A 13,915-nucleotide genomic window follows, 5' to 3' on the forward strand; every position below is an offset into this window, starting at 1 on the left:
GTCACTTGCCAAGTCGGACGTCCGGCCCGACCGGTTGCCGCCCGAACGCAAGGGTGGCGCAGATCACAGCAAGTGCCATGCCGCCGAGCAGGAAGAGATAGGAGCCGCCGCCCGCGCCGAAGAGGTAGTCGCCCTCGGGACGGCCCGCGGTGCACACGATGACGGCGATCATCCAGCCGGCGGCGGGCGCGACCGCGCCACCGCGGCTGCGGGTGGCCCGTGCGCCGCCCAGGAAGAGCCCGGCCGCGCCGGCGAGCGCGAGCAGCAGTCCGCCAGGGAACCAGCCGGCCTGCACGAGCGCACCGGCCAGTCCGGTGAGCGCGCCGAGGAGCAGCAGTCCGGCGTGGACGGCGATCCGCCCGGCGGAGGGCCGCTGGAGGGGCTGGGCGAGCAGGGAGCCGTGCCCGGACATCACGCCACCTCCCCGACGCCGGCGAACAGGTCGGTCTCCCGCCCGGAGGGCGATTCCCCGCGCACGAGCTCGTAGTACTCGGTGGTGAACAGGGGCTGCGCCAGCTCGTTGGAGAGCGCGAAGTACCGCTCGCCCGGGGCGACCTCGATCTGGGTGGCGTGCGCGCGCATCGCGGCGGCCTTCGCGGACGCGTACGCGGTGCCGTCGATCGCGGTGGTGATCCGCTCGTCGTCCACGACGCCGGGTACGTCGGTGACGGCGGCGCTCCTGGCGAAGGGCAGCCCGGGCAGCTCCTCCCGGAGCCGGGCGAAGGCGGCCTCGGCCACGGAGCGCGGGACGCGGTTGTAATAGACCTTGGGGACCGTCCACCCGGCGCCGGCCGCGAGCTCCACGGCGCGCAGGGCGACGCGGTGGGCCTGGATGTGGTCGGGGTGGCCGTAGCCGCCGTTGTCGTCGTAGGCGACGACCACGTGGGGGCGCACCTCCAGCAGCACCTCGGCCAGCGCGGCGGCGGCCTCGTCGACGTCCGCCTGCCAGAAGCAGCCCGGGTCGTCGTTGTCGGGCAGGCCCATCATCCCGGAGTCGCCGTACCGGCCCGCGCCGCCGAGCAGCCGGACGTCGCCGACGCCCAGTGCGGCCATGGCGTCTTTGAGCTCGCGCAGGCGGTGCTCGCCCAGGGCGGCACCGCCGAGGTGCCGCAGGTGCGGCGGGATGACCTCGCCCCGCTCCCCGAGGGTGCAGGTGACCAGCGTCACCCGGGCACCCTCGGCCGCGTACCGGGCCATGGTCGCGCCGTTGTTGATCGACTCGTCGTCCGGGTGCGCGTGCACCAGCAGCAGACGCCGGGCGGGCAGTTCCGTCATACACCCACCCTACGAGGCGACGATCGCCCCCGGTCACCTGCCTGCCCGAACCGTCATCCCTCGTCGTCCAGCACGTGGGCGACGGCGAACGGTCCGCGGGGCGACACCTCCCGGGACTCAGACGGCGTCTTGCGGCTCGGTGAACATCTCTTCGGCGGAGTGGACGGTGAGCGCACGGGTGAGCCATGTGCGGAGGAGGTCCGGATCGGCGCAGCCGGTGACGCGCTCGCGGACCCCGTCGGGGATGTCGAGGCCCCGCTCCCCGAGGGCGGTCGCACGGTGAGGGGCCCTCGGCGCGCGTGCCGGTACGGGTGAGGGACTCCTCGGCCAGGACGCCGCCGAATCGCCCTGCGCGGATCACGGCAGCGAGGGGCGAGCTCCGGTCGACCGCCCACCGGAGCTCCCGTGACGGCTGCCGTCAGAACTTGATGCTGCCGATCATGCTCGCCACGCTCGTCGTCAGGTCGTTGATCGTCCCCGCCATCGTCGAGGAGGCGAGGTAGAAGCCGAGCAGGATGCAGACGACGGCATGGCCGCCCTTCAGCCCTGACTTCTTGATCAACAAGAAGACGATGATCGCCAGCAGCACCACCGCCGAAATCGAGAGTGCCACGGCGGCTCACCTCCAAGAACCCGGGAACGTGGGGGCAGAACAGAACGAGGGAACTTGTAAATCCATACAACTGCCAGCAGGTTCATACCCACAGTGCGCTAGTGATCATAACTATGAGTGCGTGCGCATCTCTCGGCGCACAGCCGCACAAGGGGGCGCATGGCCAATATGGTCGGGGGATGACGACCGAGTCCGACTCCTTCCCCCGCCGGCACGCCCGCACCCAGCGCTTCACGCTGGGCGCGCCGCGCTCGTTCACGGTGGCCCCCGACGGCTCCCGGGTCGCGTTCCTGCGCTCCGGTTCCGGCACGGACCGCGCAGGCGCCCTGTGGGTCCTCGATCCGGTGAGCGGCGCGGAGCGCGTGGCCGCCGACCCGCGCGCCCTCCTGGGAGGGGCCGCGGAGGACCTCTCGCCCGAGGAGCGGGCGCGCCGTGAGCGCAGTCGCGAGGGCGGCGCCGGAATCGTCGGCTATGCCACCGACGAGGCCGTCGAGCTGGCGTCTTTCGCCTTGTCAGGGCGGCTTTTCACGGCCGAGCTGCGGGCCGGGACGGCACGGGAACTGCCGGTCGCGGGGCCGGTGGTCGATCCCCGTCCGTCCCCCGACGGGCGGCTCGTCGCGTATGTCGCGGGGGGTGCACTGCGGGTCGTGGGTGCCGAGGGCGAGGGCGACCGGACGGTGGCGGAGCCGGATTCCGGCACGGTTTCCTATGGATTGGCCGAGTTCATCGCGGCCGAGGAGATGGGGCGTTCGCGGGGGTTCTGGTGGGCGCCGGAGTCGGACCGGCTGCTCGTCGCGCGGGTTGACGACACACCCGTGGAGCGGTGGTGGATCTCCGATCCGGCACAGCCGAAACGTGACCCACAACACGTGCCGTATCCGGCGGCCGGGACGGCCAACGCGGATGTGCGGCTGTTCGTCTTCGGCCTCGACGGGGTGCGCACGGAGGTCGTCTGGGACCGGGCACGCTATCCGTATCTGGCGCGAGTGCACTGGTCAGGGGCAGGTGGCCCGCTGCTTCTCGTACAGGCGCGCGACCAGCGCAGCCAGCTGTTCCTGGCCGTGGACACCGACTCCGGGACGACCCGGATGGTGCACGCCGACGAAGATCCGATTTGGCTGGATCTTTTCCCTGGAGTGCCGTGCTGGAGCCCGTCGGGGCGACTGGTCCGGATCGCCGACGAGGGCGGCGCCCGGGTCCTCGCGGTCGGCGAACGGCCGCTGACCGGAGCCCAGTTGCACGTACGGGCGGTGCTGGACGTCACGGCCGACGACGTACTGGTCTCCGCGTCGGCCGGCGAGGAGGCGGAGTGCCCGGAAATCGGCGAGGTGCATGTCTACCGCGTCAACGAACTCGGCGTCGAGCGCGTCTCCCAGGAGCCCGGCGTCCACACGGCGGTACGCGCCGGGGGCGTGACCGTGCTGGTGTCGGCGGCGCTGGACCGGCCGGGGAGCCTGGTGCGGGTCCTGCGGGACGGAAAGCAGACAGCGACGGTCCGGTCGCATGCGGAAGATCCCGGTCTGTCCCCCCGCGTGACACTCACCGAGGGGGGCGCACGACGTATCCCGTGCGCCGTGCTTATGCCTACGGACTACCCCGGTGACACCTCGCGCCCCTCGGCACCCCTGCTGCCCGTCCTGCTCGACCCCTACGGCGGCCCGCACGGCCCCCGGGTCCTCGCCGCGCACAACGCGCACCTCACCTCGCAGTGGTTCGCCGACCAGGGCTTCGCGGTGGTCGTCGCCGACGGGCGGGGCACCCCGGGCCGCTCCCCCGGCTGGGAGAAGGCGGTCCACCAGGACTTCACGGTCAGCCTCGACGACCAGATCGAGGCGCTCCAGGACCTGGCCAGGACACACCCGCTGGACCTGACCCGGGTGGCGATCCGCGGCTGGTCCTACGGCGGCTGGCTGGCGGGCCTCGCCGTACTGCGCCGCCCGGACGTCTTCCACGCGGGCATCGCGGGCGCCCCGGTGACCGACTGGCGGCTGTACGACACCCATTACACCGAGCGCTACCTGGGCGACCCGGCGGCGAACCCCGAGGCGTACGCGAAGAGTTCGCTCGTCACCGACGCCGGGCTGTCGGCGCCCGCCGAGCCGCACCGGCCGCTGATGATCGTGCACGGCCTGGCCGACGACAACGTGGTCGTCGCGCACGCCCTGCGGCTGTCCTCGGCGCTGCTCGCGGCCGGCCGCCCGCACGAGGTGCTGCCGCTCTCGGGCGTCACCCACATGACCCCGCAGGAGCAGGTCGCGGAGAACCTGCTGCTGCTTCAGGTGGACTTCCTGAAGCGTTCGCTGGGATTGCGGTAGCGCAGGGCAACGGGCCGGGGCGACATGGCGCGCCCCGGCCCGTTTACGGCACCCGCACGGCCGTACGCTGTTCAGAGTGACGCGTCCGTATATCGGAATCGGGTCAGCCAAGTTGCCTGCGTGTTAACGCGGTTGCTGTACAAATGTGCGGCTATGCACCCACGTTGCCATGATCGCCCCCCGCGAAGTGGCAGGCGGAGGGGTGCGCGGCGGGTCCGTCCGGCTGCGGGAGCCCGGCCGGCACGGCGAGCACCGGAACCTCCCGCGCGCACCGCTCCCGGGCCTTCCAGCAACGGGTGCGGAAGCGGCAGCCGGAGGGGATGTCCGCGGGGGACGGGACGTCACCGGACAGGATGATCCGCTCCCGCCGCTCCCGCCCCCTCGGGTCCGGCACGGGGACGGCGGACAGCAGGGCCTGGGTGTAGGGGTGGGTGGGGTGGTCGTAGATCTCCGTGTCCCGCCCGGTCTCCACGATCCGGCCGAGGTACATCACCCCGACCCGGTCCGAGATGTGCCGCACGACCGACAGGTCGTGCGCGATGAAGAGGTACGACAGCTCGAACTCGGCCTGGAGCCGGTCCAGGAGGTTGACGACCTGGGCCTGGACCGAGACGTCCAGGGCGGACACCGGCTCGTCGGCGACGATCACCTCGGGGCGCAGGGCGAGGCCGCGGGCGATGCCGATCCGCTGGCGCTGACCGCCGGAGAACTGGTGCGGGTAGCGGTTGATGTGCTCCGGGTTGAGGCCGACCACGTCCAGCAGCTCACGGACCCTGCGGCGCCGGTCGCCCTTCGGGGCCGCCTCGGGATGGATCTCGTACGGCTCCCCGACGATGTCACCCACGGTCATACGGGGGTTGAGGGAGGTGTACGGGTCCTGGAACACCATCTGGATGTTGCGGCGGACGGCCTTCAGCGCCCTGCCGGACAGCCGGGTGATGTCCTCGCCCTTGTAGCGGATCCGCCCGTGCGTCGGCCGCTCCAGGCTGACCAGCATGCGTGCGACGGTGGACTTGCCGCAGCCGGACTCGCCCACGATGCCCAGGGTTTCACCCCTCCCGAGCGTGAAGTCGACGCCGTCGACGGCCCTCACCGAGCCGACCTGCTTGCGGAACAGGACGCCCCGCGTGAGCGGGTAGTGCTTGTGCAGTCCGCTCACCTCGAGGAGGGGCTCGGCCGACGCGGTCCTAGCCATGCAGGCACTCCCTCCAGAAGTGGCAGGCGCTCCCGCGGTCCTCGTCCACCTCGTACAGCGGCGGCACCTCCGTCCGGCACACGTCCCGGGCGGCCGGGCAGCGCGGGTGGAACGGGCACCCGGGCGGGACGTCCATGAGGCTGGGCGGCAGGCCCTTGATGGCGTAGAGCTCCCCGCCCTTCTGGTCCAGGCGCGGGACGGAGTCGAGCAGCCCGCGCGTGTACGGGTGTGCCGGGGCCTTGTACAGGTCGTGGACGGGCGCCGACTCGACGATCCGGCCCGCGTACATGACGGCGATCCGGTCGGCCACGTCGGCGACCACGCCGAGGTCGTGGGTGATCAGGACGAGCCCCATGCGGTACTCCCGCCGGAGTTCCGCGAGCAGGTCCATGACCTGGGCCTGGACCGTCACGTCGAGAGCCGTGGTCGGTTCGTCGGCGATGATCAGCGCCGGTTCGAGGGCGAGCGCCATCGCGATCATGATGCGCTGGCGCATACCGCCGGAGAACTGGTGCGGGTAGTCCCCGGCCCGCTCCCGGGCCGCCGGGATGCGGACGCGGTCCATCAGCTCCACGGCCCTGGTCCGCGCGTCCTTCCTGGACATGCCCCGGTGGACGACGAACATCTCGCCGAGCTGGTCGCCCACGGAGAGCACCGGGTTCAGCGAGGACAGCGCGTCCTGGAAGATCATCGCCATCTCGGCGCCACGGACCTTCCTGCGCTCGTCCTCCTTCAGCTTCAGCAGGTCCCTGCCCTGGAAGAGGACCTCGCCGCCGGTGATCCTCCCGGGCGGTGTGTCGAGAATGCCCATGACCGCCTGCGCGGTGACGGACTTGCCGGACCCGGACTCACCGAGCACCGCGAGCGTCTCGCCCGCGTCGACCGCGTAGCCGACCCCGTTGACGGCCTTGGCGATCCCGTCCCGGGTCCGGAACTCCACCCGCAGATCACGCACTTCCAGCAGCATCCGTCCGTCACCTCAGCTTCGGGTCGAGGGCGTCGCGGATCGCGTCGCCGAGCATGATGAACGCCAGGACCGTCAGGGCGAGGGCGCCGGAGGGCCAGAGCAGGGCGTGCGGGGCGTTGCGGACGTAGGGGGAGGCGGCGGAGATGTCGATGCCCCAGGAGACGGTGGGCGGCTTCAGGCCCACGCCCAGGTAGGACAGGGTCGCCTCCAGCGCGATGTACGTGCCGAGCGCGATGGTCGCGACCACGATCACCGGGGCGACCGCGTTCGGGGCGATGTGGCGCAGCAGGATGCGGGAGTGGGAGGCGCCGAGGGCGCGGGCGGCCTGGACGTAGTCGTGCTGGCGGGCGGTGATGACCGCGCCGCGGGCGATGCGGGAGATCTGGGGCCAGCCCAGCAGCACCATGAACCCGATGACCGGCCAGACGGTGTCGCCGGTGACCACGGACAGCAGGACCAGACCGCCCAGGACCACCGGGATGGCGAAGAACACGTCGGTGATCCGGGACAGGACGGCGTCGCCGGCGCCGCCGAAGAAGCCGGCGAGGCCGCCGAGGACGCTGCCGAGGACGGCCACCCCGAGGGTGGCGAGGACGCCGACCGTGACGGACGTACGGGCGCCGTACACCGTGCGGGTGTAGACGTCGCAGCCCTGGCCGTCGAAGCCGAAGGGATGCCCGGGCCGGGGGCCCTCCTGGGCCAGGGCGAGATCGCAGGTGAGGGGACTCTCCCAGGTGATGGCCGAGGGCCACAGGGAGACGAACACCAGGAAGAGGATGATCAGGCCGGAGGCGAGGAAGACCGGGTTGCGGCGCAGGTCGCGCCAGGCGTCGGACCACAGGGAGCGGGGCCTGCCCGTGGCCCCCGCGGTGACGCCCCGCACCCCGGCGGGTGCCGCCTCCAGCGGCAGTGCCTCGCTCGCGGCGAAGTCCGCCGCGGCGCCCGCTCCGGTCGCGGCGATGTCGCCCTCGGGCTCCAGTTCAGGCATAGCGGATCCTCGGGTCGAGTACGGCGTACAGGAGGTCGACGAGGAGGTTGGTCACCAGGAAGACCAGGACGAGGACGGTGACGAAGCCGACCACGGTCTGCGTGTTCTGACGGAGGATCCCCTGGTAGAGCTGGTAGCCGACGCCGTGGATGTTGAAGATGCGCTCGGTGACGATCGCGCCGCCCATCAGGAAGCCGATGTCCGCGCCGATGAAGGTGACCACGGGGATGAGGGAGTTGCGCAGCAGGTGCCGGGTGACCACCCGGCGGTGCGGCAGCCCCTTGGCGACGGCCGTGCGGACGTAGTCGGAGCGCCTGTTCTCGGCGATGGAGGTACGGGTCAGACGGGTGACGTAGGCCAGCGAGACCGAGGCCAGCACCAGGCCGGGCACGAGGAGTTCCCCGAAGCCCGCGGCCGCGGAGACGGAGGGCCGGATCCAGCCCCACTCGACGCCGAGCAGCAACTGCAGCAGCAGACCGGTGACGAAGGTGGGCACGGAGATCACGACGAGGGTGCCGAGCAGGACGCCGGTGTCGACGGGCCGGCCCCGGCGCAGGCCGGTGATCACGCCCAGGGTGATGCCGATGACGACCTCGAAGAGGATCGCGACGATCGTCAGCCGCACGGTGACCGGAAACGCCGTCGCCATCAGCTCGGTGACCGGCTGGCCGTTGAACGCCGTACCGAAGTCCCCGGTGAAGACGTTCCCCATGTAGGTCAGGTACTGCTGCCAGACGGGCCGGTCGAGGCCGAACTCCTTCTTCAGCTGGGCGGACGTCGCCCGGTCGCAGGTCCGTTCGCCGCACAGGCCCGCGACGGGATCGCCCAGCACGTTCACCATCAGGAAGATCAACAGCGTCGCCCCGATGAACACCGGGATCATCTGCAGCAGACGCCGCAGGACGTACCGCCCCACGGCGGGTCAGCCGACCTTGATGTCGGTGTAGACCGGGACGGAGAACGGGTTGAGCCGGACGTCGGAGAGGCGTTCCCCGTAGCCGCCGGTGCCGTTCTGGTACCACAGCGGGATGGCCGCCATGTCGTCCCGGACGACCTCCTCGGCCTTCTGGAACAGCTCGACGGCCTTGGCGGGGTCGGTCTCGGCGTTGGCCTGGTCGACGAGCCTGTCGAACTGCTCGTTGGACCACTTGCCGTCGTTGGAGGGGGCGTTGGTGTAGTAGAGCGGCTGCAGGAAGTTCTGGATGAGCGGGTAGTCCATCTGCCAGCCGGCGCGGAAGGGGCCGCTCAGCTTCTGCCGGGTGGTCTTGTCGCGGTAGTCGGCGAAGGTGCCGATCGGGCTGCCCACGCAGGCGTCGTCGTCGCCCAGGACGTTGTTGATGGAGTTGCAGACGGCGTCGACCCACTGCTTGTGCGAGCCGGCGTCCGCGTTGTACGTGATCCTCACCTGTCCGCCGGGCAGGCCTCCGCCCTCCTGGATCAGCTCCTTGGCCCGGGCGGGGTCATAGGTGCACCACTCGCCGCACAGGCCCTTCTTGTCGCCGCCCTTCCCGCCGAGGACCGGTGACGTCCAGTCCGTCGCCGGGACCCGCGTCCGCTGGTAGATCGTCTCGGTGATCCGGTCGCGGTCGATGGCCATGGACAGTCCCTTGCGGACCTTGTCCATGCCGGCCTTGCCCCACGCCTTGTCGTAGTAGGGGAAGGCGATCGTCTGGATGATGCCGGCGGGCTGGTTGAGGTAGCGGCCGCCGAGGTCGCTCGGGGCGTTCTTGAGCTGGGCGGCGGGCACGTCGTCGGTGAGGTCGAGGTTGCCGGCCAGGAGGTCGGTGTAGGCGGTGTTCGGGTCGGTGTAGACCTTCAGGGTGACGCCGTCGTTGTGCGCCTTGTCGGCGCCCGGGTAGCCGTCCCACCTGACGAGGTTCATCTGCGAGCCCCTGGTGTACGACGCGATCGAGTAGGGCCCGTTGCCGACCGGCTTCTTCAGCCAGGCCTCGTGGTCGTCGAAGAAGGCCCGGGGCAGGGGCGAGAAGACGGCGTAGCCGAGGGTGTCCGGGAAGGAGGAGAACTTCTGGCTGAGCCGCACGGTGAACGTCCGGTCGTCGACGACCTTCAGCCCGGAGAGGGTCTCGGCGGTCTGGGTGCCCTGCTCGGGGTGCACCTCGGCATAGCCGTCGATGTACTTGAAGAACTCCGCCGCCTTCTGCCTGTTCCTCAGGCTCGCGCCGTAGTTCCAGGCGTCGACGAACGAGCTCGCCGTCACCTTCTCGCCGTTGCTGAACGTCCAGCCGTCCTTGAGGGTGATCGTGAAGTTCCGCGAGTCCGGCGTCTCGATGCTCTGCGCCAGCATGTTCTGCGCCTGGGCGGTGTCGGGGTCGTACCGCTTCAGTCCGCGGAAGACCATGTCGAGGACCTTGCCGCCCTGCACCTCGTTGGTGTTGGCCGGCTCCAGCGGGTTCTGGGGGTCTCCCCAGGACGAGCTGAGCACCGCGCCGCCCTCGCCGCCGCTCCCCCCGCCCCCGCAGGCCGCCGCCGCGAGCACGGCCGCCGCCGCGCATACGGCCCACTTGGCGTGCGTGGCTCCACGCATGGAGTGCCTCCTCTTGACTGCGCCGGACCCAGGGGTGCCTTGATCCTTTACCAGTCAATATCGGCACATGGTGGTTTCCGTGCACTTTCACCCCACCCGTACGGGTTCAAGAGGGCGCCAGGAGGATGACCCCGAACGGCCCGGCTGGGCCGTTCGGGGCCGGGTATCAGCGCGGAAGCGCCTTGAAGACCACGTGGACGCCGCCGTGCGGCGACATGGAGATCAGCAGGTTCGACGCGAGGGCCGCCGCCAGGCGCTCCAGCAGCGGCAGGGTCGGAACCCCCCGGCCGCGCTCCATGCGCGACAGCGCGCCCTGGGTCATGCCCGCCTGGGTGGCGAGGCGTTCCTGGGTGAGCCCCAGCTCCAGCCGCCTGGCCCGCACGGCGGCCCCGAAGGGCGTCCCGACGCCGGCGCCTCTGTGATCCGCTGCAACCAACATTTCGTCACTCCCCGTTTGTAGTGGACCAACGATCAGGACTTGAGCCACCGTCATGCGGTTCCGGGCTTGGCGAACTCTTGAGGGCGCCTTTCATACCGCAAAGAACATGGGGCCCCACGGTGAGACGCTGATCACTTCATACAGGCGATGCGATAGCGACTTTCCGTACAGAGAAGGCCAATTCAGCGCCCCCGCTCCTGTGTCGGCTTTCCGTCCGCACGCTTTGCCCGATGGCGCTCCGGGCTGTCAATGCGTTCCGGTGCATGGGCGCGTCGCGGTATGCGGCAACTCGTTTGCGGCCTTGTCGGTGAGCGGCCAATCCTGGCTCCGCGCTCCGGTGAGCGCAGAGTTTCCTGAAGGGGGAAGTGCTCGTGCTGAGAATCGCAAGTGCCGTTGTCTCCACCGTCGTCGTCGCCGGCGGCGTCGTGACCGGCGTGGCCGCTCCGGCCTCCGCCGCGTGTGCCCCGAGCCCCGGAACGGGCTATCACATCACCAACAAGTCCACCGTGAGCAAGCCGACCAACCTGCACAGCGAGTGGATGTACGACAACCTCGGCGGCACCCTCACCTACAACCACACCAAGACGGCCACGGTGAGCGCCAGCGGCACCGCGGGTGTCGAGGCCGAGGCCGGGGTCATCTTCGCCAAGGCGAGCACGTCGTTCAGCGTGACCGTCGGCAAGACCTGGTCGAAGTCGAACAGCTGGAGCTACTCGATTCCGGCGAGGAACAAGGCGGGCAAGACCAAGGTCCGCATGACGATGTTCCACGAGTCCAAGAAGTTCAAGGCCACGAAGTACACGTACTACTACGACGGCCACTGCAAGTACCACGAGACGAAGAAGTGGGCGAAGTGGTTCGTCGCCCCGGTCAAGAAGGACGCCAACGTGTGGGGCCTGGAGTGGAAGTAGCCCGGGATCAGGGGCCGGCCACCAGCTCGACCTCGAAGCCGTCCGTGTTCTCCAGGTAGGCCGCGTAGTGGCCCGGGCCGCCCGCGTGCGGGTAGCGCTCCGCGAAGAGCGGCGTCCAGCCGTGGGCCGGCCCCTCGGCCGCCAGCGCGTCGACCTCCGGCCGGCTCCCGGCGTGGAACGCCAGGTGGTTGAGCCCCGGGAGCGTCCGGTCGTGCCCGGCACCCTCCCGCATCGCCGGTGACTCCTCCACGACGACGTACGTCGTGCCCTGCCGCCAGCTGCGGCCGTGCTCCCACTCCTGGTACGGCTCGTAGCCGAGCCGGCCGAGCAGCCAGCCCCAGGACCGGACCGCCCGGGGCAGGTCGGGGACCCACAGCTCGATGTGGTGCAGCATCGTTCCTCCTGGCAAGCGCCGGTGCCCGGCACCTCTCTTCGAGGTGCCGGGCACCGGCGTTCGGCCGATCAGCGGGTCAGGCCGCGTGCACGACGTCCTTCTCCTCGGCGAAGTGGCACGCCGACTCGTGGGACGCCGGCGTGTCCCCGCCGCGGAAGCGCTCGGGCACGGCGAGCAGGGGCACCTCGGTCGAGCACTTGTCCTGCGCCTTCCAGCACCGGGTACGGAACCGGCAGCCCGACGGCGGGTTGGCCGGCGAGGGCACGTCACCGGTGAGGATGATGCGCTCGCGGCCCTCACGGGCCTCCGGGTCCGGCACCGGGACCGCCGACAGCAGCGCCTGGGTGTAGGGGTGCGTCGGGTGGTCGTAGATCTGCTCGTCGGTGCCGATCTCGGCGATCCGGCCGAGGTACATCACACCGACCCGGTCCGAGATGTGCCGCACGATGGACAGGTCGTGCGCGATGAAGATGTAGGAGAGGTTGAACTCGTCCTGCAGTCGCTCCATCAGGTTGATGACCTGGGCCTGGACGGACACGTCCAGCGCGGAGACCGGCTCGTCGCAGATGATGACCTCGGGGTTGAGGGCCAGACCGCGCGCGATGCCGATGCGCTGGCGCTGACCGCCCGAGAACTGGTGCGGGTAGCGGTTGATGTACTCCGGGTTGAGACCCACGACGTCCAGGAGCTCCTGCACCTTGCGGCGCCGGTCGCCCTTGGGGGCCACCTCCGGGTGGATGTCGAACGGCTCCCCGATGATGTCACCCACCGTCATACGGGGGTTCAGCGAGGTGTACGGGTCCTGGAACACCATCTGGATGTTGCGGCGGACGGCCTTCAGGGCGCGGCCGGACAGCTTGGTGATGTCCTGGCCCTTGTAGAAGATCTCGCCCGCGGTGGCCCGCTCCAGGTTCATCAGGAGCTTGGCGACCGTGGACTTGCCGCAGCCGGACTCGCCCACGATGCCGAGCGTCTCGCCCTGGTACAGGTCGAAGGAGACGCCGTCGACGGCCTTGACCGCGCCGATCTGCTTCTTGAACAGGATGCCCTGGGTGAGCGGGAAGTGCTTGACCAGGTTGCGCACCTGCAGGATCGGTTCACCGCGGTCCACCGGTGCCTCGATCGCGGCGACCGCCTCCGTCTCGGAGTGGACGTCCGCGGTCTCCACCTCGGAGACGTTCGGCGTGGCTTCCTGCGGCTCGTCGGTCTTGCTGAGCTCAGCCATCGATCGTCTCCTTCCAGAAATGGCACGCCGAGGCGCGGCCGACCAGCTCGGTGCCGTCCTGCTCGGTCACCGGCTGCAGGGCCGGAATGTCCGTACGGCAGATGTCCTGCGCCTTGGTGCAGCGCGGGTTGAAGGCGCAACCGGAGGGGATGCGCAGCAGGTTGGGCGGCAGACCCTTGATCGCGAACAGCTCCTGGCCCTTCTGGTCCAGGCGCGGGATCGAGTCCAGCAGACCCCGGGTGTAGGGGTGCGCCGGGCGCTTGTAGAGCTCGTGCACCGGGGCACGCTCCACGATCCGGCCCGCGTACATCACCGCGATCTTGTCCGCGACGTCGGCGACGACACCGAGGTCGTGGGTGATGAGGATCAGACCCATGTTGAACTCGCGCTGCAGGTCCGCGAGCAGATCCATGACCTGGGCCTGGACCGTCACGTCGAGAGCCGTGGTGGGCTCGTCGGCGATGATCAGGTCGGGCTCCAGGGCCAGTGCCATGGCGATCATGATGCGCTGGCGCATACCGCCCGAGAACTGGTGGGGGTAGTCGTCGACGCGGGCCGAGGCGGCCGGGATCTTCACCCGGTCCATCAGCTCGACCGCCTTGGTCTTGGCCTCCTTCTTGGAGAGACCCTGGTGCACCCGGAACATCTCGCCGAGCTGGTAGCCCACCGACAGAACGGGGTTGAGCGAGCTGAGCGCGTCCTGGAAGATCATGGCGATCCGCTGTCCGCGGATGCGCCGGCGCTCCTCGGCGGACATCTTGAGCATGTCCTGGCCGCGGAAGAGGATCTGGCCGTGCGGGATCTTCGCCGGCGGCATGTCGAGGATGCCCATGACCGCCTGCGCGGTCACCGACTTGCCGGAGCCCGACTCGCCGAGCACGGCGAGCGTCTCGCCGGCCTTCACGCTGTAGTTGACGCCGTTGACGGCCTGGACCACACCCTCCCGGGTGTGGAACTCGACGTGCAGGTCACGCACTTCGAGCAGGGGGGCGTCGTCGCCCTCGCGGGGCGCCGGCACCGGAGCGGTTTCTTCGATGATGGTCACGTA

Annotated in this window: 14 protein-coding genes; 2 read left to right on the top strand and 12 right to left on the bottom strand. The window is 70.2% G+C overall.

The features are described from left to right. Position 1: 1 nt before the first annotated feature. The 3 genes from ACFY30_RS01490 to ACFY30_RS01500 all read right to left on the bottom strand — a co-directional run bounded on the left by ACFY30_RS01490 (position 2) and on the right by ACFY30_RS01500 (position 1,888). Positions 2-412 carry a DUF6113 family protein gene (locus ACFY30_RS01490; RefSeq protein WP_390843161.1) on the bottom strand — a complete coding sequence of 137 codons (411 nt, stop codon included), beginning with the start codon at positions 410-412 and terminating at the stop codon, positions 2-4. Continuing rightward, on the bottom strand, positions 412-1,275 hold the full coding sequence (gene mshB, locus ACFY30_RS01495; protein ID WP_390843162.1) for an N-acetyl-1-D-myo-inositol-2-amino-2-deoxy-alpha-D-glucopyranoside deacetylase: 864 nt from the start codon (positions 1,273-1,275) through the stop codon (positions 412-414). The genes ACFY30_RS01490 and mshB overlap by 1 nt, the downstream gene beginning before the upstream one ends. Positions 1,276-1,693: 418 nt before the next feature. Next, positions 1,694-1,888 (bottom strand): hypothetical protein, encoded by a 195-nt coding sequence (locus ACFY30_RS01500; protein WP_030783885.1) that lies wholly within the window; start codon positions 1,886-1,888, stop codon positions 1,694-1,696. 179 nt (positions 1,889-2,067) lie between these two features. Between ACFY30_RS01500 and ACFY30_RS01505 the strand changes: the two genes are divergently transcribed. After that, entirely contained in the window at positions 2,068-4,203 is a 2,136-nt protein-coding gene (locus ACFY30_RS01505) for a prolyl oligopeptidase family serine peptidase (protein ID WP_390843163.1), read from the top strand. Between the two features lie 151 nt (positions 4,204-4,354). On the opposite strand, the gene ACFY30_RS01510 is transcribed toward ACFY30_RS01505, so the two are convergent. The 6 genes from ACFY30_RS01510 to ACFY30_RS01535 form a co-directional block, all read right to left on the bottom strand. Continuing rightward, positions 4,355-5,398, bottom strand: coding sequence for an ABC transporter ATP-binding protein (locus tag ACFY30_RS01510; protein WP_390843164.1), 1,044 nt, complete (start codon positions 5,396-5,398; stop codon positions 4,355-4,357). Next, positions 5,391-6,365, bottom strand: coding sequence for an ABC transporter ATP-binding protein (locus ACFY30_RS01515; protein ID WP_390843165.1), 975 nt, complete (start codon positions 6,363-6,365; stop codon positions 5,391-5,393). The genes ACFY30_RS01510 and ACFY30_RS01515 overlap by 8 nt, the downstream gene beginning before the upstream one ends. Positions 6,366-6,372: 7 nt before the next feature. Continuing rightward, positions 6,373-7,353: an ABC transporter permease gene (locus tag ACFY30_RS01520; RefSeq protein WP_390843166.1), complete on the bottom strand. Its 981-nt coding sequence runs from the start codon at positions 7,351-7,353 to the stop codon at positions 6,373-6,375. Beyond that, positions 7,346-8,269 carry an ABC transporter permease gene (locus ACFY30_RS01525; protein WP_390843167.1) on the bottom strand — a complete coding sequence of 308 codons (924 nt, stop codon included), beginning with the start codon at positions 8,267-8,269 and terminating at the stop codon, positions 7,346-7,348. The genes ACFY30_RS01520 and ACFY30_RS01525 overlap by 8 nt, the downstream gene beginning before the upstream one ends. Before the next feature lie 6 nt (positions 8,270-8,275). Further along, positions 8,276-9,898 carry an ABC transporter substrate-binding protein gene (locus ACFY30_RS01530; RefSeq protein ID WP_390843168.1) on the bottom strand — a complete coding sequence of 541 codons (1,623 nt, stop codon included), beginning with the start codon at positions 9,896-9,898 and terminating at the stop codon, positions 8,276-8,278. A 166-nt stretch (positions 9,899-10,064) separates the two neighbouring features. Further along, entirely contained in the window at positions 10,065-10,337 is a 273-nt protein-coding gene (locus ACFY30_RS01535) for a helix-turn-helix domain-containing protein (protein WP_390662607.1), read from the bottom strand. A gap of 371 nt (positions 10,338-10,708) precedes the next feature. Here ACFY30_RS01535 and ACFY30_RS01540 point away from each other — a divergent pair, with 371 nt between their 5' ends. Next, complete coding sequence (locus ACFY30_RS01540) at positions 10,709-11,248, top strand: hypothetical protein (protein ID WP_390843169.1); 540 nt, start codon at positions 10,709-10,711, stop codon at positions 11,246-11,248. Positions 11,249-11,255: 7 nt separating this feature from the next. Here ACFY30_RS01540 and ACFY30_RS01545 read toward each other — a convergent pair whose 3' ends face one another. From ACFY30_RS01545 to ACFY30_RS01555, 3 genes are all read right to left on the bottom strand, one after another. Further along, positions 11,256-11,642, bottom strand: coding sequence for a VOC family protein (locus tag ACFY30_RS01545; protein ID WP_390843170.1), 387 nt, complete (start codon positions 11,640-11,642; stop codon positions 11,256-11,258). Positions 11,643-11,718: 76 nt separating this feature from the next. Then, positions 11,719-12,867 (bottom strand): ABC transporter ATP-binding protein, encoded by a 1,149-nt coding sequence (locus tag ACFY30_RS01550; protein ID WP_390843171.1) that lies wholly within the window; start codon positions 12,865-12,867, stop codon positions 11,719-11,721. Further along, on the bottom strand, positions 12,860-13,912 hold the full coding sequence (locus ACFY30_RS01555) for an ABC transporter ATP-binding protein (RefSeq protein ID WP_390843172.1): 1,053 nt from the start codon (positions 13,910-13,912) through the stop codon (positions 12,860-12,862). The genes ACFY30_RS01550 and ACFY30_RS01555 overlap by 8 nt, the downstream gene beginning before the upstream one ends. Between the last annotated feature and the right edge of the window lie 3 nt (positions 13,913-13,915).

This window comes from Streptomyces sp. NPDC000345 (assembly GCF_042898825.1).
Lineage (GTDB): Bacteria > Actinomycetota > Actinomycetes > Streptomycetales > Streptomycetaceae > Streptomyces.